Annotated in this window: 17 protein-coding genes; 12 read left to right on the top strand and 5 right to left on the bottom strand. The window is 68.9% G+C overall.

Annotated elements, in window-relative coordinates; translation table 11 throughout:
• The 9 genes from P2PM1_RS06805 to flhA all read left to right on the top strand — a co-directional run.
• A partial coding sequence (locus P2PM1_RS06805; RefSeq protein WP_186398588.1) for a flagellar hook-length control protein FliK occupies positions 1–2,582 on the top strand: 2,582 nt, incomplete at its 5' end.
• 55 nt (positions 2,583–2,637) lie between these two features.
• Positions 2,638–3,303, top strand: coding sequence for a flagellar hook assembly protein FlgD (locus P2PM1_RS06800; RefSeq protein WP_186398587.1), 666 nt, complete (start codon positions 2,638–2,640; stop codon positions 3,301–3,303).
• A 248-nt stretch (positions 3,304–3,551) separates the two neighbouring features.
• Positions 3,552–3,827, top strand: coding sequence for a DUF1153 domain-containing protein (locus P2PM1_RS06795; RefSeq protein WP_067217848.1), 276 nt, complete (start codon positions 3,552–3,554; stop codon positions 3,825–3,827).
• A 923-nt stretch (positions 3,828–4,750) separates the two neighbouring features.
• Positions 4,751–6,385 carry a flagellar basal-body MS-ring/collar protein FliF gene (gene fliF, locus P2PM1_RS06790; RefSeq protein WP_186398586.1) on the top strand — a complete coding sequence of 545 codons (1,635 nt, stop codon included), beginning with the start codon at positions 4,751–4,753 and terminating at the stop codon, positions 6,383–6,385.
• On the top strand, positions 6,382–7,446 hold the full coding sequence (gene fliG / locus P2PM1_RS06785) for a flagellar motor switch protein FliG (protein WP_186394524.1): 1,065 nt from the start codon (positions 6,382–6,384) through the stop codon (positions 7,444–7,446). The genes fliF and fliG overlap by 4 nt, the downstream gene beginning before the upstream one ends.
• 24 nt (positions 7,447–7,470) lie before the next feature.
• Positions 7,471–8,190: a FliH/SctL family protein gene (locus P2PM1_RS06780; RefSeq protein ID WP_208985204.1), complete on the top strand. Its 720-nt coding sequence runs from the start codon at positions 7,471–7,473 to the stop codon at positions 8,188–8,190.
• A gap of 44 nt (positions 8,191–8,234) precedes the next feature.
• Complete coding sequence (fliN, locus tag P2PM1_RS06775; protein ID WP_244293028.1) at positions 8,235–8,534, top strand: flagellar motor switch protein FliN; 300 nt, start codon at positions 8,235–8,237, stop codon at positions 8,532–8,534.
• Between the two features lie 17 nt (positions 8,535–8,551).
• The gene (locus tag P2PM1_RS06770; RefSeq protein ID WP_186394522.1) at positions 8,552–9,925 is read left to right on the top strand and encodes a sigma-54 dependent transcriptional regulator; all 1,374 of its coding nucleotides are present in this window, start codon (positions 8,552–8,554) and stop codon (positions 9,923–9,925) included.
• A gap of 59 nt (positions 9,926–9,984) precedes the next feature.
• Positions 9,985–12,195, top strand: a complete 2,211-nt coding sequence (gene flhA, locus P2PM1_RS06765; protein ID WP_186398584.1) for a flagellar biosynthesis protein FlhA — start codon at positions 9,985–9,987, stop codon at positions 12,193–12,195.
• 115 nt (positions 12,196–12,310) lie between these two features.
• On the opposite strand, the gene P2PM1_RS06760 is transcribed toward flhA, so the two are convergent.
• A complete protein-coding gene (locus tag P2PM1_RS06760; RefSeq protein ID WP_186398583.1) occupies positions 12,311–12,673 on the bottom strand; it encodes a hypothetical protein in 363 nt (120 codons plus the stop codon).
• A gap of 125 nt (positions 12,674–12,798) precedes the next feature.
• On the bottom strand, positions 12,799–13,908 hold the full coding sequence (aguA, locus tag P2PM1_RS06755) for an agmatine deiminase (RefSeq protein WP_186398582.1): 1,110 nt from the start codon (positions 13,906–13,908) through the stop codon (positions 12,799–12,801).
• Positions 13,909–14,044: 136 nt separating this feature from the next.
• On the opposite strand from aguA, the gene P2PM1_RS06750 reads away from it, so the two are divergent.
• Positions 14,045–14,692 carry a GNAT family N-acetyltransferase gene (locus P2PM1_RS06750; RefSeq protein ID WP_186398581.1) on the top strand — a complete coding sequence of 216 codons (648 nt, stop codon included), beginning with the start codon at positions 14,045–14,047 and terminating at the stop codon, positions 14,690–14,692.
• Positions 14,693–14,699: 7 nt separating this feature from the next.
• On the opposite strand, the gene P2PM1_RS06745 is transcribed toward P2PM1_RS06750, so the two are convergent.
• Positions 14,700–15,173 carry a YbaK/EbsC family protein gene (locus tag P2PM1_RS06745; RefSeq protein ID WP_186387185.1) on the bottom strand — a complete coding sequence of 158 codons (474 nt, stop codon included), beginning with the start codon at positions 15,171–15,173 and terminating at the stop codon, positions 14,700–14,702.
• A 145-nt stretch (positions 15,174–15,318) separates the two neighbouring features.
• On the opposite strand from P2PM1_RS06745, the gene P2PM1_RS06740 reads away from it, so the two are divergent.
• A complete protein-coding gene (locus tag P2PM1_RS06740) occupies positions 15,319–15,936 on the top strand; it encodes a hypothetical protein (protein ID WP_186398604.1) in 618 nt (205 codons plus the stop codon).
• A 79-nt stretch (positions 15,937–16,015) separates the two neighbouring features.
• On the opposite strand, the gene P2PM1_RS06735 is transcribed toward P2PM1_RS06740, so the two are convergent.
• Positions 16,016–16,927 carry a metallophosphoesterase gene (locus P2PM1_RS06735; protein ID WP_186398580.1) on the bottom strand — a complete coding sequence of 304 codons (912 nt, stop codon included), beginning with the start codon at positions 16,925–16,927 and terminating at the stop codon, positions 16,016–16,018.
• 519 nt (positions 16,928–17,446) lie between these two features.
• Between P2PM1_RS06735 and P2PM1_RS06730 the strand changes: the two genes are divergently transcribed.
• Positions 17,447–17,899, top strand: coding sequence for an NUDIX domain-containing protein (locus P2PM1_RS06730; RefSeq protein WP_186394567.1), 453 nt, complete (start codon positions 17,447–17,449; stop codon positions 17,897–17,899).
• Between the two features lie 3 nt (positions 17,900–17,902).
• On the opposite strand, the gene P2PM1_RS06725 is transcribed toward P2PM1_RS06730, so the two are convergent.
• Positions 17,903–18,940 carry a glutathione S-transferase family protein gene (locus tag P2PM1_RS06725; protein ID WP_186398579.1) on the bottom strand — a complete coding sequence of 346 codons (1,038 nt, stop codon included), beginning with the start codon at positions 18,938–18,940 and terminating at the stop codon, positions 17,903–17,905.
• Between the last annotated feature and the right edge of the window lie 276 nt (positions 18,941–19,216).

The raw sequence follows: 19,216 nt of genomic DNA, 5'->3' as shown, positions 1-19,216 counted from the left end.
CGGCGGGCGTGGTGCCGGTTCCGGCCGGGCGGATGCCGGTTGCCGGCCTGCCCTTGCGGTTTGATGCTGCTGCTGCCGGCGAGGCGCGGCACGATCTCGTCTCGGCGCTGATGGCCGGGCGCAACGAGGGGCGGGTCCAAGGGGTCGGCGAGACCACTGGCGAGACCGCAGGTGAAAACCTGGCCGGGAGCGAAGCTGACCCGGTTTCCACGAGCCTTGCCGCGAGCTTTGCCGAGACCGTGGCCGCGAGCCTGCCGGCCGCCTTCGCGGCGGGCGGCGAGGTGCGGACCGATGCGCCGGCGCATGCCCCGGTCGAGACCGAAGCCGAGGCCGAAGCTGAGGCCGGTGGGGGCGATGCGGCTGGTTCCGAGACGGGCCAGGAGCGGGGCCGCGCCGGAATTCTCTCCGGGCTGATCGCCACGGCCGGCAAGGCGGCTGAAGTTCTGGCGACGACGCCGGCAGGCCTGGGTGTTGCCGCAGCGATGCTGGGTCCGGCGGCGCCGCTCGCCGGCGCGGCGGTGGCCGCCCTCGTTGCGCATCTGTCGGATGCCGCCGGCGATCTTGCGGCCCTGCCGCAGACCGACGCCGCTGACAGCGACGCGCCCGAGGCCCCGCGCGGCGGGACGGCCGCCGCGATGGCGGACGGGGCGGGCAAGGCGACGGACGCGCAGGCCGAGCTTGCCGAGGCTGCCCGGAAGATGGCGGCGACGGCACGGCGCGGCGGCGAAACGATCGCGACCAGCGGCGCCGCGACGCGACCGGCGGCCGGGACGGAACAGGCCGGAACGAAACAGGCCGGAACGAAACAGGCTGGAACGGAACAGGCGGGCGAGACCGCGCCGGCAGGCGCGCAGCCGGCCGTGCGCGCGACATCCGCGGGACTGGCGGCGAGGATGCTGGCGCCGGAGGCCGGCACTGGTATCGGGACTGGCATTGGCACTGTCACTGGCATTGGCACGGCTGGTGATGCCGCGCGGGGCGTCGGACAGGGCCCGGTCCGGGGTGCTGCCCAGAGCGTTGGCCAGAGCGTTGGCCAGAGCGTTGGCCAGAGCGTTGGCCAGAGCATGGGCGAGAGCGTGAGCCAGAGCGCAGTTCGGAGCGCGGGGCAGCCTGGCGCCGGCGCGGATGCGGCGACACGGATCGCGAATGCGCTGCCGCCGCAGATCCCAACCCCGGCCCAGGCTCAAACGCAGGCCCAGGCTGCGGCTTCGGCAGATGCGCCGCGTCCGGCACCGACCGCGATGGCCGCGCCCGGTACAGCGATGCCCGGCGCGGAGGAGGCGCTGCCTGACGCCCCCGAGGCTCCGGCGCGGCCGGTGGCCTCGCCTCGCGACCGGAGCGGCGCGACCGCGCGGATGCAGAGCGATGCGGCCGTGCGGACCGACGCCGCCGCGGCGATGCGCGCGGCTGCCTCCACCCTCGCGCGGCAGGGCGCCAGCCTGCCGGCCGGCGTCGAGGTGACGGTGACCGAGATGAACGACGGTTCGGCCGGCGCAACGGGCGAGAGCGCAGCGCGCGCCCAGGCCACTGCCCAGACTGCTGCCCAGGCCACTGCCCAAGCCACTACACAGACCGCTGCCCAGGCGAACACGCAGCCATCCGTGCCGGCGAGCCTGAAGGTGGACCTGCAGGCGGCCGCCACCGGTGCGTCTCAGGCCGGGGCGACGAAGACGGACGAAGCGACCAAGGCCGGCGCGACCAAGGCAGGTACACCGCAGGCAGGCACATCGCAGGCGGGGACGACACAGTCCGCATCGATGCCGGTGCCGCCGCAGGGGTTGGCTTCGGCGCAGGCGCGCGATGCGGTGCTGAGCGAGGCCGCGAGCCGCGAGGCGGACGCCTTCGCGGCGCTGGCGAGGAGCGCGGATGCCAGAAGCGCAGATGCGGGCGGCGACAGGCCGGCGGCCGCGGCGCGGCCGGCATCGGCGGGCGCTCCGGGTGCGGCATCCGGCGAGACACAGCGGCCGGGGGTCAGCGCCGCGGCGCTCGCCTTCGCGGCGGCGATGACGGACACGGCCGGCGAGCCGCAGGGCGGCGACAGGCCGCTCGACGGCTTCGACGGACAGATCGAGATCGGCCGCGCCGAGGCGCAGGCCCAGGCTTCAACCGCCGCCTTGCGCGGATCGACGGCGGCGCTGCCACAGAACGTGGCAGTGGCAAGCGCTCATCTGGCGGCGGAAGTCGCCAGGTTTGCCCAGAAGGGGCAAACGCGCTTCCAGATCCGTATGGACCCGCCGGAACTCGGCCGGGTGGATGTCGAACTGAAGGTCTCGCGCGACGGCACGGTGAGGGCGCACCTTTCCGTGGAACGCAGCGAGACGCTGGACATGTTCCTGCGCGACCAGCGCGGGCTGGAACGGGCACTCGATGCCGCCGGCCTCAAGCTGGAAAGCGGAGGACTCGAAATGTCGCTGAAAAACCAGAATGGTTTCGCCGGTTTCGAGCGGGGTGAGGGCGGCAATGACCGCCTCGCGCCGGGCGAGGGCGGCGGCCTCCAGAAGGAGGACGGCGACACGCTGCCGATGGCGGCAGCCAGGGCCTATGTGAGCGGCGCCAGCGGCGCCCTCGATATCCAGGTATAGCCCGCAAGGCACGGCGCGCCCCGGCGGGAGCCGGACGGCGACAGGAGTGAACGAGATGGCGACGAGCGGCATTAGCGGCAGCGGCACGAGCGGCGGGGCGACCACCACCTCCGCCTCGCTGACGGCGCTTTCGAACAATTACGAGCTGTTCCTGTCGATCCTGACGACCCAGATCAAGAACCAGGATCCGCTGAACCCGATGGATTCATCGAAGTATACCGAGCAGCTTGTTCAGTATTCGTCGGTCGAACAGCAGATCAAGACCAACGACCAGCTCAGCGACCTGCTGGCGGTGATGGCGGCGACGACGGCCTCCAGCTATGTCAGCTACCTCGGCACCAACGTCACGGCGGCGGGCAACACCACCAGCCTGAAGGACGGCGAGGCCAAGTGGACCTACGACTCGCCCGAATCGGGCAAGGCGCGGGTGGAGATCCGCAACAGCCTCGGCGCGGTGGTCTTCGCCGAGGATGCCGACCTGTCCTATGGCGCCAACATCTATACCTGGGACGGGCGCACGACCGCCGGATCGTCGGCGCCGGAGGGGGCCTACTCGATCTCGATCGCCCGCTATGACGCGAACAACCGCCCGACCGTGCCGGTGGCGACGGAAATTTCCGGCACCGTCGAGGGCATCGAGTTCACCTCCTCGGGAGCGATGCTGAAGATCGGCGGGATCTATGTGTCGGCGGCCTCGGTGCTTTCGGTCAATCGCAACTGATCGGGCCGGCCGGCCGGCGGGTGGAAATTGCACGGGGCGGCGAGAAATTTTCGCCGCCCCTTTTTCGTTCTCATTTTGCAAGGGGCAGGGAACCTGTGCGAAGGCAGGGTTTTCCTCGGCTGACGACACCTTTTACGGAGGCCGAGTCGTTCAAATTCTTACCGAATTGTTGCTTCCCGTTTAGGTAATTTTTAAAGGCAAACCGTTACATTCACAGTCAACGTGGTCATGTTGAGTGTGAGTGTACAATGACCGACCGAGCAAGTGCGCGTGTCAAATATGTAATCGGTCCCGACGGGTCACCGTTGACGATCGCCGATCTGCCGCCCGCGACCACCCGTCGCTGGGTGATCCGGCGAAAGGCCGAAGTGGTGGCCGCCGTTCGCGGCGGACTGCTGTCTCTCGACGAGGCCTGCAAGCGGTATACGCTGACCGTCGAGGAATTCCTGTCCTGGCAGAGTTCGATCGACCGCCACGGCCTTGCCGGGCTGCGCGCGACGCGGGTCCAGCAATACCGGAACTGAGGCAGGATAAGACGGCAGGCCCGGCCGGCTCGCTTCCCCGCAAGCCCGTCCTGCCCGAGACACCGCCCTTCGCACAGAACGATCCTTGAAGAGGCTGGCGGCAACGCCGGCCTCTCTGTGTTTTCGTGCGCCGGTGTTCAGACGGCGCTTGTCGCACAGACCTTTCCTTGGCGTCTTCCCGGACGAGGCCGAAGATCCGGGACCGGGGAGGCAGGGGCGTTCGAGGAGTTTTTCGGGAGCGTGCCCCGGAGGCCCTCGGCTCGCCGGTCCCGGCTCGGCGCTTGCGCGCCGTCCGGGAAGACGCGGGGAGAGGATTGCGTCCGGGAGGGCGCACGGAGACGGACGAGCGCGGAAGGGCGCGCCGTCCGGAAGGGCGAAACGCGAGGGCGGTGTGCCGTCTCGGCTGCTCTGGCAGCCAATGGGCACCGGGTCGCGCTAGCGCTTGCCCGGTGTGACGGCCGTGGGTGGGGTGACCGGCGCGTGCTTGCGCGCGACCGGGGGTGACCTCCGAGATGGGGTGAGGCCGTGCCTCCCCCACGGAGGTCATCCCGGCCGCAGGCGAAGCCGGAGAGCCGGGAACCAGAGGTAACCCCGGCGGGTGCTTGTCGCTTCATCCTCTCCCTGGCGCGGTCCTCAAGCGCTGATGCGCCGGGCGGGGCGCGACTCATTACGCTTCGCGAAAGGTTAACGCGACCCGGTCGATTTTGCCGGTCTCCTATCGCATTTCGCCACGATAAGCAGCGGAAAGTCCGCGACTTTTACCCTTTCCTAACGCGCGTTAACCACTCGTTTACCATCTGGCGGGCAAAAATTGCCTACCGGCCATCCGGGGTGGCTTTTCCATCCCCCTCATCCCCAAGGAGCCGCCCTGGGTGGCCCGGTCTTTTCAGAGGTTTTCCGCGACAGCATCGACGGGTGGGCACGTGAACGGACTTGCGGATCTTGTGAAGACACTCGGCCCGGCCCGGCTTGGCGCGATGGGCGCGGTGGCGGCGATCCTGGTGGGCGTGTTCGCCTTCATCATGCTGCGGGTGACCGCGCCGCAGATGACGCCGCTCTATACGGACCTGACGTTCGAGGATTCCTCGGCGATCATCTCCCAGCTCGACAGCCTGGCGATCCCCTACCAGATCCAGAACGACGGCGCGACGCTGCTGGTGCCGCAGGCCGACGTGTTCCGCACCCGCATGCGGCTGGCCGAACAGGGCCTGCCGCTCGGCGGCTCGGTCGGCTACGAGATCTTCGACAAGGCCGACACGCTGGGCTCGACCAGCTTCGTCCAGAACATCAACCGGACGCGGGCGCTCGAGGGCGAACTGGCCCGCACCATCCGTTCCATCGGCCGGATCAAGTCGGCCCGCGTCCATCTGGTGATCCCGGAGCGGCGCCTGTTCCAGCGCGACGCGCAGCCGCCCTCGGCCTCCATCGCCCTGTCGGTGCGCGGCGAGCTGGACCCCGGACAGATCCGCGCGATCCAGCACCTGGTGGCAACCGCGGTCGAGGGGCTGCAGCCGAATTTCGTCTCCATCGTCGACGAGACCGGCCGCTTGCTGGCCAGCGGCGCCGGCGACCAGGGCGAGGGGTTCCTCGCCTCCTCGCTGCAGGAGCGCACCCAGTCGATGGAAGCGCGGCTGCGCAGCCAGATCGAGGAAATCCTCAACTCGGTGGTCGGTGTCGGCCGCTCGCGGGTGCGGGTGGCGCTGGAACTCGACCACACGCGGATTTCCGAGACCCAGGAGACCTTCGATCCGGACGGCCAGGTGGTGCGCTCGACCCAGTCGCGCGAGGAGAACTCCTCGACGACCGGGCGCCAGGGCGGCGTCACCGCCGCCAACCAGGTGCCCGGCGGCGACCAGCAGACCGGCGAGGCCGGCAACCGCGACATCGCCAACCAGTCCGAGGAGATCGTCAACTACGAGATCTCCAAGTCGGTGAAGACCGAGGTGATCGAGGCGGGCGGCATCCGCCGGCTCTCCGTCGCGGTGCTGGTCGACGGCGTCTATGCCCCCGACGCCGGCGGCGACATGGTCTATGCGCCGCGCACGGAGGAGGAGCTGGCACGGATCCGCACCCTGGTGCAGTCGGCGGTCGGCTTCGACACCCGCCGCGGCGACACCGTCGAGGTGGTCAACCTGCGCTTCGCCCAGTCGCCGCACACGACCCTCGGCGAGGAGGAGAAGGGCCTGTTCGAGTTCACCCGCGCCGACCTGATGCGCTTCGTCGAACTCGGCGTGCTGTTCCTGATCGCCCTGCTGCTGACGCTGTTCGCGGTGCGCCCGCTGGTCAAGCGGATCCTGGCCAAGGAAGAAGAGGCGATGCCGGTGCTGCTGGGCGCCGACGGCCAGCCGCTGGAGCCGGCGATGCTCGCCGACCATTCCGGCCAGTCCGGCCTCGGCGAGGGCGAGAGCGACGGCCCGCCGCGCATCGAATGGCTGGAGGCGGCGCAGGCGCAAGGCGCGATGCAGGTCGCCACCATCGCCAAGGTCGGCGCGCTGATCGACGAATATCCGAACGAGGCAGTCGGGATCATCCGCGGCTGGATGAATGAGGCAGCATGAGCATCGCAGGCAGCATCCAGTCCGCCCAGGGCACCCATCTGACCATCAGCGCGACCGAGAAGGAGCGCGAACTGAAGGGGGTCGAGCGCGTCGCCGTGCTGCTGCTGGCCCTCGGCGAACGGCACGGCCGACGCATCTGGGAACAGCTCGACGAGATGGAGGTGCGCGAGGTCTCCGCGGCGATGTCGCGGCTCGGACCGGTGACGCCGAACATGCTCGACGAGCTGTTCATCGACTTCGTGCGCAAGATCTCCAGCAACGGCGCGCTGAACGGCAATGTCGACGTGACCGAGCGGCTGCTGTCGAGCTTCCTGCCGCGCGAGCGCGTGTCGCTGATCATGGAGGAGATCCGCGGGCCGGCGGGCCGCAACATGTGGGAGAAGCTCTCCAACGTGCAGGAGAACGTGCTCGCCAACTACCTGAAGAACGAATACCCGCAGACCGTCGCCGTGGTGCTGTCGAAGATCGAGCCCGACCATGCCGCCAAGGTCCTCGGCATCCTGCCGGAGGAGCTGGCGCTGGAGGTGATCTCGCGCATGCTGAAGATGGAGGCGATCCAGAAGGAGGTTCTGGAGAAGGTCGAGCAGACGCTGCGGGTCGAGTTCATGTCGAACCTGACCAACACCTCGCGGCGCGACAGCCACGAGATGATGGCGGAGATCTTCAACAATTTCGACCGCCAGACCGAGGCCCGCTTCCTGGCCGCGCTCGAGGAGGAGAACCGCGACTCGGCCGAGCGGATCAAGACGCTGATGTTCACCTTCGACGACCTGATGAAGCTGGACGCGGGAAGCTGCCAGACGCTGCTGCGCAACGTCGAGAAGGATCGCCTCGCCATCGCGCTCAAGGGCGCGTCGGAGGCGGTGCGCGAGTTCTTCTTCTCCAACATGTCCTCGCGCGCGGCGAAGATCATGCAGGACGACATGGAGGCGCTGGGGCCGATCCGCCTGCGCGACGTCGACGAGGCGCAGTCCGGCATGGTCGCCACCGCCAAGGATCTCGCCGCGAAGGGAGAGCTGATGCTCTCCAAGAGCAAGGGCGACGACGAGATCATCTACTGAGCGGCCTGAACGATGACGACAAGGATGGCGAGCACGCACATGAAGGTTCACCGCTTCCTCTTCGACCGCAATTTCGCGGCCATCGAGCTTCCCGACGAGGAAGAGGTGGAGGAGATCGTCGAGCCGGCCGAGCCGACGATCACGCTCGCCGAGCACAAGGCACTGCTGGCGATCGCCGAGCAGGCGGCGTTCCAGCGCGGGCGCGCCGAGGCGCTGGGCGAGCAGCAGCAGAGCGAGGAAGGCCGCCTTGCCGACGAGGCGGGACGGCTGGCCGAATCGGTCTCGGCGCTGATCGGCCAGCTCGACGTCGAGCAGGCCCGGCACGAGAAGGACGCGGTGGCGCTGGCCTTCCTGGTGGCGCGCAGGATCTGCGCCCATCTGATCGCCCGCGAGCCGCTCGGCGAGATCATCGCGCTGATCTCGGAATGCCTGGGGCCGCTGCGGCGGGCGCCGCATCTGGTGATCCGGGTGCGCGACGGCGACATGGCCGAGTTGAAGCGGCGGCTCGATCCGCTGGTCGCCGAAAAGGGCTTCGACGGGCGGCTGGTGCTGCTCGGCGAGCCGGACATCGCCGCCGGCGACTGCCGCATCGAATGGGCGGATGGCGGCATCGTGCGCGACCGCAAGGCGATCGAGCGGCAGGTCGACCAGGCCGCCAAGCGCTATTTCGAGGGCCGGCGCGCCGGCAAGGGGCACAGAGCGGCCCTCAACCAGGAGGCCGCCGAGGGGCGGAATGACGGATGAGCGATCCCAACGAGATGCAGGAAACCGGCTTCCAGCTCGCCGACATGGAGGCGCAGGAACCCCATCGCGAGGTCGAGCGCGACCATTCGCAGGCGCGCAGCGCCGCGGACCTCGAAGCCGTGTTCGACGTGCCGGTGCAGATCTCGGCCGTGCTCGGCCATTCGCGCATGCATGTGTCGGAACTGCTGCGGCTGGCGCCGGGAACGGTGCTGAAGCTCGACCGCAAGGTCGGCGAGGCGATCGACATCTATGTCAATGACCGGCTGGTGGCGCGCGGCGAAGTCGTCCTCGTCGAGGACAAGCTCGGCGTCACCATGACGGAAATCATCAAGTCCGATCGCTGATCGGAAGGAGAAGACCCATGCGACTGTTGATCGTCGGCACGCTCGAAGGCCAGTTGATCACCGCCTCGAAGATTGCCATGGACCGCGGCGCCTCGGTCACCCATGCGGCGACGATCGAGGAGATGCTGAAGGTGCTGCGCGCCGGGCGCGGCGCCGATCTCGTGATGGCCGATGTCGGCCTCGACATTGCCGACCTGATCGAGCGGCTGGAGGGCGAGCGCTTCCACCTGCCGGTGGTCGCCTGCGGCGTCAAGACGGACGCGAGCGCGGCGGTCGGGGCGATCCGCGCCGGCGCCAAGGAATATATCCCGCTGCCGCCGGACCCGGAGATGATCGCCGCCGTGCTGGCGGCGGTGGCGCGCGACCAGTCGAGCATTATCTATCGCGACCCGGCGATGGCCACCGTGGTGCGGCTCGCCGAGCAGATCGCCCCGTCCGACGCCTCGGTGCTGGTGACCGGCGAGAGCGGCTCGGGCAAGGAGGTGATCTCCCGCTACGTGCATGCCCGCTCGGCCCGCGCCAACCGCCCGTTCATTTCGATCAACTGCGCGGCGATCCCCGAGCAACTGCTGGAATCGGAGCTGTTCGGCCACGAGAAGGGCGCCTTCACCGGCGCCATCGCCCGGCGGATCGGCAAGTTCGAGGAGGCCAATGGCGGCACGCTGCTGCTCGACGAGATCTCCGAGATGGACGTGCGGCTGCAGGCCAAGCTCCTGCGCGCGATCCAGGAGCGGGTGATCGACCGGGTCGGCGGCGGCAAGCCGGTGCCCGTCGACATCCGCATCATCGCCACCTCCAACCGCGACCTTGCCGAGGCGGTGCGCGCCGGCACGTTCCGCGAGGACCTGCTCTACCGGCTCAACGTCGTCAACCTGAAGCTGCCGCCGCTGCGCGAGCGGCCGACGGACATCATCGAGCTGGCCTCGCATTTCGTCGAGCGCTACGCCCGCGAGAACGGCGTGCCGCGCCGGCAGATCTCGGAGGAGGCGCGGCGCATGCTGCTCGCCAATCCGTGGCCGGGCAATGTGCGCGAGCTGGAGAACACCATGCACCGGGCGGTGCTGCTGGCGATGGGCGAGGAGATCGACGTCGACGCCATCCGCATGCCGGACGGCAGCCCGATCGCCCGCGCCGCCAGCCCCGATGCGCGGCTCGCCGCCGATGTGGCGGCCACCGCCGAGGCGATCAGCCGGGCCCTGGTCGGACGCACCGTCGCCGATGTGGAGCGCGAACTGATCCTCGATACGCTGGATCATTGCCTGGGCAACCGCACCCATGCGGCGAAGATCCTCGGGATCTCCATCCGCACCCTGCGCAACAAGCTGAACCAGTATGCCGACGAGGGGGTCGATGTCCCCGGACCCGGCGAGGCACGGATCGCCGTCGCCTGAGGGCGGAACGGGTCGGGTGACGGCCGGCTCCGGCCGGCGGGTGCGATGAAGGGCATGGCATGAGCGATGTGACGGTGAGCGGGGGCGAGGGCGCCCCGGGTCGTTCCCAGGGTGTGAGCCAGATCCCGGCGGCGGCTTCGGGCGCGGCGGGGGGCGCGGCGGGCGGCGGCGGCTTCCGCCTGCCGGCGGGCATGCCGACGCTGGCGGCGATGTGGGATACGGTCCGGCGCGGCGACATCGCCCTGGCGCTCGGCGTCATGATCATCCTGGTCGTGCTGATCCTGCCGATGCCGGCAATGATGCTCGACCTGTTCCTGGCGATCTCGATCATCTTCTCCGTGCTGATCCTGATGACCGGCCTGTTCATCCAGAAGCCGCTGGAATTCTCGTCCTTCCCGACGGTGCTGCTGATCGCCACCATGTTGCGGCTGGCGCTGAACCTCGCCTCCACCCGCCTGATCCTGGCCAATGGCCACGAGGGCACCCATGCCGCCGGCGAGGTCATCCAGGCCTTCGGCAACTTCGTCATGGGCGGCAATTTCGTCATCGGCCTGATCGTCTTCGCGATCCTGGTGATCGTGAACTTCGTCGTCATCACCAAGGGTTCGGGCCGTATCGCGGAAGTCGCGGCGCGCTTCACCCTCGACGCGATGCCGGGCAAGCAGATGGCGATCGACGCGGATCTGTCGGCCGGCCTGATCGACGAGGCGACCGCCCGCCGCCGGCGCCGCGAACTGGAGGACGAAAGCTCCTTCTTCGGCGCCATGGACGGCGCCTCGAAATTCGTGCGGGGCGATGCCATCGCCGGCCTGCTGATCACCTTCATCAATGTCATCGGCGGCATCATCATCGGCGTCGCGCAGATGGACCTCAGCTTCTCGCAGGCGGCCGCGTCCTACACGCTGCTGACGGTGGGCGACGGCCTCGTCTCGCAGATCCCGGCGCTGATCGTCTCCACGGCGGCCGGCCTGCTGGTGTCGAAGGCCGGTGTTGCCGGCTCGGCCGACAAGGCGCTGGGCCAGCAGCTTTCCGGCTATCCCAAGGCGCTCGGCATGTCGTCCTTCGTGATGGTGACGCTGGCGATGCTGCCGGGCATCCCGATGCTGCCGTTCCTGAGCCTTGCCGGCCTTGCCGGCTATCTCGCCTATCGCTCCAGCAAGGCGCAGACGGTGGCGGCGGAGGAAGTGCGCATCGCCGAGGTGGCGGCGGCCGAGCCACCGCCACCAAGCGAGCCGCCGGTGACGGATTCGCTGAAGATGGACGAGCTGCGCATCGAACTGGGCTATGCCCTGCTGTCCCTGATCAACGGCCAGAGCGGGGAGGGCGACCAGCTCACCGAGCAGATCAAGGCGCTGCGCCGCCAGCTCGCCGCCGATCTCGGCTTCGTGATGCCGCCGGTGCGCATCCTCGACAACATCCAGCTCGGCGCCAACGACTATGTCATCAAGGTCAAGGAAGTGCCGGCGGGCAACGGCCAGCTCTTCCCGAGCCACTACATGGTGATGGACCCGAGCGGCGGCCAGGTGAAGCTGCCGGGCACCCATACGACGGAGCCGACCTTTGGCCTGCCGGCGACCTGGGTCGAGGGGCAGTATCGCGAGGACGCGGCGCTGCGCGGCTATACGGTGGTCGACCCGGCGACGGTGCTGGCAACGCACCTGACCGAGACGATCCGTGGCAATGTCTCCGAACTGCTGACCTATGCGGACGTGCAGAAGCTGCTGAAGGAAATCACCGGCGAGCAGGCGAAGCTGGTGGAGGACATCGTGCCGGGGCAGATCACCGTGTCCGGCATCCAGCGGGTGCTGCAGGCGCTGCTGGCCGAACGGATCTCGATCCGCGACCTCGGCACGATCCTGGAAGGCATCGCCGAGGCGACCGGCTTCACCCGCAACCCGGCGACCATCGCCGAGCATGTGCGCTCGCGGCTGGCCCGGCAGATCACCGCCGCCAACCAGTCGCCCGGCGGCTATCTGCCCTTGATCGCGCTGACGCCGCAGTGGGAACAGGCCTTCATCGAGGCGATCGTCGGCGAGGGCGAGGAACGCTCGCTGGCCATGGCGCCGTCGAAGCTGCAGGACTTCGTCCGCCTGGTGCGCGACGCCTTCGAACAGGCGGCGCAACTGGGCGAGGTGCCGGTGCTGCTGACCTCGCCGCAGACCCGGCCCTTCGTGCGCTCGATCGTCGAGCGGTTCCGCGCCCATACGACGGTGATGAGCCAGAACGAGGTGCATGCCCGCGCAAGGCTGAAGACGGTCGGAACGGTGTGACGATACGGCGGGCACCCGGAGCCCCGCGGGCGCCCAGAGCCACGCGGGCACCGAACAGCGCTTTTTGGAAACGAGGTGTCGGGGAACGTCGGGGGAACCTCGGGGGAATCGGCGCTCAGACCTTGATGTCGACGCCTTTGGCCTTTTGCTCCTCGATGGTGCCGAGGGCCTTGTCGATGGTGTCGGCCTGCTCCGCCAGCTTGGCCTTGGCTTCCTTCTTGACCCGGGCCGCGACGTTGTTGAACAGCATCTCCGTCGCGGTCTGCGTCTCGCTGACGCCGACGGCGAAGAGGTTGGCACCGATCGCGTTCTGCCGCTCGAGCATCTCGGTGCGCTGGCGCTGCTTGGTTCTCCATTGCTGCATCTGCTGATAGGCGGACAGCTTCTTGGTGCTGCCGAAGCCGCTGCCGATCCTGCTGCCTGATGTCTTGCCGATGAGCGACATGGTGACGGAGTGCGATCCCTGATGCTTGGCCAAAGCCAGAGTTGCTGTGCCGAAAGACCTCTCCAGTGTCCCAGCCGGGGGTTAACAATTCCTTAGCGACGCGCTCTGCCGCAGCGGCAGCCTGTTGCGAAATGCAAGCGAACCGGCCGGCGGGCGGGTCAGGCCGGCACCTGCTGGGTGATGCAGTGGATGTTGCCGCCGCCGAGCAGGATCTCGCGCCCCGGAACGCCGACGATCTTGCGGCCCGGAAACAGCTCGGCGAGGAGGGCGGCGGCCTCGCCGTCATGCCGCTCGTCGAGCAGCGGAAACACCACCCGGGTGTTGGCGATGTAGAAATTGGCATAGCTGCCGGCAAGCCGCTCACCGGCACTGCGCGCCATGCCGGTCTCGCCGGCGGCGATGCCGGCGGCTTCCTGCGCGCTCATATGCAGCGGGCCGGGCATCGGCAGGCGAATGACGCGCAAGCGGCGGCCGCGCGCGTCGACGCAGGTGGAAAGCAGGTCGAGCGCCTCCGCCGAGCGCTGGTATTGCGGATCGCCCCTGTCGTCCGTCCAGGTGAGGGCGACGGTGCCGGGCGCGCAGACATGCAGCAGGTTGTCGACATGGCCGTCGGTCTCGTCGAGATGAACGCCGCGCGGCAGCCAGACGACGGCGGTCGCGCCGAGCCAGTCCTTCAGCCCCTGTTCGATCTCTGCCTTGGTCATCTGCGGATTGCGGCCCGCCGACAGCAGGCATTCGGCGGTGGTGAAGACGGTACCCTCGCCATCGACATGGATGGCGCCGCCCTCCAGCACGAAGGGGGCGCGGTAGCGCTGCACCCCTTCGACCTCGGCGACATGCGCGGCCATGGCATCGTCCCGGTCCCAGGGCGCATAGAGGCCGTTTGCCGCGCCGCCCCAGGCGTTGAAGCGCCAGTCGACCGCGCGGACCTCGCCGCCCGGACCGGTCAGGAAGGTCGGGCCGATGTCGCGCATCCAGCAGTCGTCGGAGGGAATGTCCAGAATGCGGATGCCGGCGGGCAGCAGCGCCTGCGCGCTCGCGCGCCCCTCAGCCGAGGAAACGGTGACGGTGACCGGCTCGCTGGCATGGATCGCGGCGGCAACGGCGGCGAAGGCGCGGCGCGCCGGGGCGGCGCCCTCGCGCCAGTTGTCGGGCCGCTCGGGCCAGGCCATCCAGCAGCCGGAATGGGGCGCGAACTCGCCGGGCATGCGGAAGCCTTCTGCGGAGGGGGTGGCGGCGGGGGTGGTGGCAAGGGGAGCCTGCGGCATCACGGGTCCTGCGATCGGGCGGGGGCGTGGGCGAGCCTATCGCATGGCGGGGCTCGCGCCAACGCGAGGCGCTTGATCGTTGCCGCCGGAGCGGGTACCTCAAGCCGTGCCGCATCGCATTGCGCAAGGAGCGAGTATGTCGTCGTCGATCACTGTTGACCTTGCGGGCTATACCGACCTGCCGGCCGGCAAGGTCGCGACCATCGTCACCTATCTGGAGATGCGCGCCCGGCCGCTGGCGCGGCGGGCCGAGCGGCCCGACCTGTCGCTGGAGCGGATCGAGCGGCCCGACCCGGCCGAATATCGCGCCCTGTTCCGCCGGATCGGCGACGACTGGCTGTGGTTCGGCCGGCTGACGATGGGCGATCAGGATCTCGCCGCGGTGCTGACCCGGCCGGGATACGAGGTCTATTTCTGCCGCAAGGCGCGCGAGAGCGCGCCGGTCGGCCTGCTGGAACTCGACTTCACCGATCCGGCCGAGGTGGAGCTTGCCTATTTCGGGCTGGTGGCGGAGGAGATCGGCAACGGCGCCGGGCGCTGGCTGATGAACGAGGCGCTGTCGCGGGTGTGGTCGCGGCCGCAGACGCGGCGCCTCTTCGTGCATACCTGCACCGCCGACAGCCCGCAGGCGCTCGGCTTCTACCGGGCGAGCGGCTTCACGCCCTACAAGCGGGCGATCGAGATCGCCGACGACCCGCGCCTGGCCGGCGTGCTGCCGCGCGAGGCGGCAGGCCATGTGCCAGTGATCGCGCCGGTGATCGCGCCGGTGGTCGAGGGCGAGTGAGGCCGGATCAGGCCGTCATGCGGATGACGGCGGCGCCGGTCGCCCGCAAAAGATCGGACGCAGTTGTGGCAAACACGGCATTTGGTGCGCCCGCAGCCGCCCAGATGCCTTCGAATCGGGTAAGATCCTCGTCGAGATAGACCTTGACCGGCGCCAGATGGCCGATCGGGGCGACGCCGCCGATGGCAAAGCCGGTGCGTTCGCGCACGGTGCGCCCGTCGGCGCGGCCGAGCTCCTCGCCGATGCGCTGGGCGACGGCGGCTTCATCGACCCGGTTGGAGCCGCTGACCAGCAGCAGGACGATCTCGCCGCTGGATTTGCCGAGGAAGACGAGGGACTTGCAGATTTCGGAGACGGAGCAGCCGCAGGCCTTGGCCGCATCCTCCGCCGTGCGGGTGGAGGAGGGCATGTCGCGGATGTCGATGGTGAGGCCGGCCTCAGCGGCGGCCTGGCGGACACGGTCTGTACTGCTGATTGCCATGGAGAAGACTTAATCTCCGTTAACTATAACTCGTTGTTTGTCCGTGGACGACTCGCGAACGACTGCCCACGATGCTGCGGTTAATGCCTGTCTATGGTACAGGTTTTATTAAGGGTTCGTTTACCTCGCTCGAATCGGAATCATGATGCCCAGAACGCGTGACAATGTCGTACCGCACGCCAAGGTGCGCAGCCTTCGGGAGGCCATCCGGAAGGTCAAGTTCGCCGAGGTCGAGCGCACCGATGTGGTGGTGGAGTTGCAGGAATCGGAGCGGGCCCGTCTGGAACTCCTCGCCGAGGAGCTGCAGGACGTCTTCAAGGAAGTGCCGGAGGACGACGACCAGTTCTCCTTCCAGATCGTGCCGGGCAACCTGCCGCGGCTGTGGATCGACATCACCAGCCACGTGGCCATGGGCCGCGACAAGCGCACCTATCGCTTCCTGAAGGACACGAGGCTCGGCCGCACCGTCATCCTCGAGACGCCCGAACTCGACGACATGGCCGACTGCATCACCGAATATATCGCCGAGCGGGTGCTGGAGCGCGAGCGGGCGGTGGAAGGCGACTGGCTGAACAAGCGCCTGAAGGAGGCGCCGCGCACGACGCAGCCGGAGGCCGCCGTGCAGCCGCAGCCGGCCGCCCAGCCGGTCAGCGTGCCGACGGTGCGGGGCCTGTGGGGACCGTTCGCGGCCTTCGCCATCGGCATCCTGGTCGGCGTCGCGGCGCTGGTCGGCTATGCCTGGTTCGCCAATCCCCTGAACTGACTTTTCTTCACCAGAGACAGGCCGGCGGAAAAGCCGGTGCCCGGTGCCCGGTGCCCGGTGACTGGGACGCGGCCTTGCGTCAGCCGGGGATCGTCAGTTCGTGGCTGGCAAGGCTGACGATCTCGGCCGGGTCGTGCTTGTGGGCATCGGCGTGGAGGCCGCGCTCCTCCATCCGGCAGTGCCAGGCGCCGGGGCTTCCCGAGATGGAAAACAGATTGTAGCGGGCCGCCGGGCGCTTGTGGCCGGGAGCGTTGGAGGCCGAGGGCACGCCGATCACCGGCACGGGGCCGTTCGGTCCCTCGATCTCGCTGCGGGTGGCAAGGTGGGTGTGGCCGTGCAGCACCAGTTCGCAGCCGGAGCGCTTGACGGCGGCGCGCACGCGCGAGGCATCGGTGAGGCGCTTGTTCCAGGCGGTGGCGCCGCGCTGCGGCGGATGGTGGATCAGCAGCACGCGGAAGACGCCCTCCTCGCCGAGGCGGCCGAGATCGTCGCGCAGGCGGCGGGACTGGCCGCTGCCGAGCCGGCCGGTGGCGAACCACGGGCCGCTGGCTCTTGCGCTGGAGGCGCCCACAAGGGCGACGTCGCCGCGGCGGCGGAGGAAGGGAAAGCCGGGCTCGGCCGGCGGGTCGCCGACCATGTAGGGACCCCAGGCATGCACCGCGCGGCGCAGGGCGCCGGGCACATAGGCGTCGTGATTGCCAGGCACCACGGTCAGCTCTTCCGGCAGGCCGAGCGCGTCGAGCCAGTGGCGGGCCGCCGAAATCTCCAGGTCGAGCGCGATGTTGACGAGGTCGCCGGTGACGGCGATGTGGTCGGGGACCTGCTGGCGGACATCGTCGAGCAGCAGGTCGAGCCAGGTCGCCGTCATCGAGCGGGCGCGCGAACGGTGCCAGTTGAGATAGCCGAGCACCCGCTTTGACACGAGATCGCGAAGCCGGGCATCGGGCAGGGGACCCAGATGCGGGTCGGAGAGATGGGCGAGGCGGAACATGCGCCCACATCAGGAACAGGAGGGCGGGCGGTCAAGCAAAAAGCGCCGCGGAGGATCCGGGCGCTTCCATCCGTCCCTTGCGGACGGTGCTCACAAAGGCTCCGCGGCGGCGCGATGCGCGCCCTGCCGGGAGGCCTGTTAGTTGCTGCTGAACGTGGTCAGCACCGCGGCGATGCGCGGGTTGGTCAGGTCGACCGCCGGGCGCCAAACGAAACGGCGACGGGCGAAGGCCGGGAACAGGGCCGAGAACATGGATCTCTCCTTCGAGACGGCGGCTTGGAGACGGGCTGGGTCCGGCGCTCGGGTCTTGAGCTCTTGTCCGGGTGCCGCTCCTTCGGCCGCGATGGCACACTCGTCGAAGTCGGTCGTGCGAACAAGCGCGATTCGGGCAGTGCTCCCATGCGGGAGGCGCATGGTGGGTTAAGGGAAATTAGCCATATTCCGCCGGTGGAGCGGGCCATGGAGCGGGGAGTGGAGCGATGGGAAAGGGGCGGTGAGGTGACGCGAAGCCTGCCGGGCATGACGGCGCTCAGACGGCTGGTGCTGGCCGCCACCCGCTACCAGCGGGCGATGACGCTCGGCGTGCGCGTCGCGGCAACCGACGCCGAAGGCCGGCTGCTGCTGGTGCGCCACAGCTATCTCGCCGGCTGGTATCTGCCCGGTGGGGCGGTGGATGTCGGCGAGACGCTGGCCGAGGCGGCGCTGCGCGAGTTGCGCGAGGAGACCGGCGTGAGCGGCGGCGCGCCGGTGCTGTTTGCCGTCTATCACAACCGGCGCAACCATATCCGCGACCATGTCGCGCTCTACCGCGTCGCCGTCGCCGAGGTGCCGGAGGCGGCCTTCACGCCCACGCGCGAGATCCGCGAGGCGGGGTTCTTCGCGCCGCAGGCCCTGCCGCCGGACACCAGCCCGGCGACGCTGAGGCGGATCGCGGAGCTTGCCGGAGACAGCCCGCCATCACCCTTCTGGTAGGCGTCACGCCTTCGGGAGCGCGTCGCGGCCATGCGGGCGCTCGAGGTCCAGCACCGGGCCGAGCGGCACGATGCCGGTCGGATTGATGGTGCCGTGCGAGCCGTAATAGTGCTGCTTGATGGTGGCGAGGTCGCAGGTGCCGGCAACGCCCGGATGCTGGTAGAGCTCGCGCAGAAAGCCGGAGAGCGCCGGATAGTCGGCAATGCGGCGGATGTTGCACTTGAAATGGCCGACATAGACCGGATCGAAGCGCAAAAGCGTGGTGAACAGCCGCCAGTCCGCCTCCGTCAACCGGCCGCCGACGAGATAGCGCTGGCGCGCGAGCCGCTCCTCCAGCCAGTCGAGCGCGGCGAAGAGGGTCGTCACCGCTTCCTGATAGGCCTCCTGCGTGGTGGCGAAGCCGGCCTTGTAGACGCCGTTGTTGACCTCGTCATAGACGCGGGCGTTGACCGCCTCGATCTCCTCGCGCAGGTCTTGCGGGAAGAAGTCGAGCCTGCTGTCGACACCCGGCAGGTCGTCGAAAGCGGAATTGAACATGCGGATGATCTCCGCCGATTCGTTCGAGACGATGGTCTGCGTCTTGCGGTCCCACAGGATCGGTACGGTGGCGCGGCCGGTGTAGTGCGGATCGGCCTTCACATAGACCTGCCAGGCGGTCTTGGCGCCGGTCTCCGCTTCCGCTTCCGCGAAGGTCCAGCCGTTTTCCAGCATCAGGGGCTCGACCGCGGCGAGCGAGATCGTGTCCTCAAGCCGCTTGAGCTTGCGGAAGATCAGGGTGCGGTGCGCCCAGGGACAGGCGAAGGAGACGATGAGGTGATAGCGGCCGCTTTCGGCGGCAAAGCCGCCCTGGCCGCTGGTTTCGGCGGCAAAGCCGCCCTTGCCACTGGTTTCGGCGGCAAAGCCGCCTTGGCCGCTGGGGCCGGGGGCGCCGTCGCGGGTGATCCAGTTGCGGAAGGAGGAGTCCTTGCGCTCGAACCGGCCGCCGGTCGACCCGGTGTCGTACCACACGTCCTTCCACACTCCGTCCACCAGCATGCCCATGTCGCGTTTCCTTCCCGTCCGATTTTGTTTGCGTCCTTGTGCGTCACATGGGGCCATGCGGTCAGGCTTCAACGTCGCGAATGGACCGTTCACCCTGAGTAAACGATGCGGGCGGGGCGCAAAAGCGCTTTACGCACCGCATATTGCATGATACCGACGCGCTCCTGTCGTGGCACCCTCCCGAGTGCGGGGCGCGGGCCAGACGGACACAGCTTGCGGCTTGCCCAGAACGACAGGCCGCACGCCAGAGCAGGATGCGATGCACAGGATCGAACG

It is taken from the genome of Stappia sp. P2PMeth1 (genome assembly GCF_900185735.1).
GTDB lineage: Bacteria > Pseudomonadota > Alphaproteobacteria > Rhizobiales > Stappiaceae > Stappia.
The sequence above is the reverse complement of the archived record's forward strand: the minus strand, read 5'-3'. Positions and strand labels throughout refer to the sequence as shown.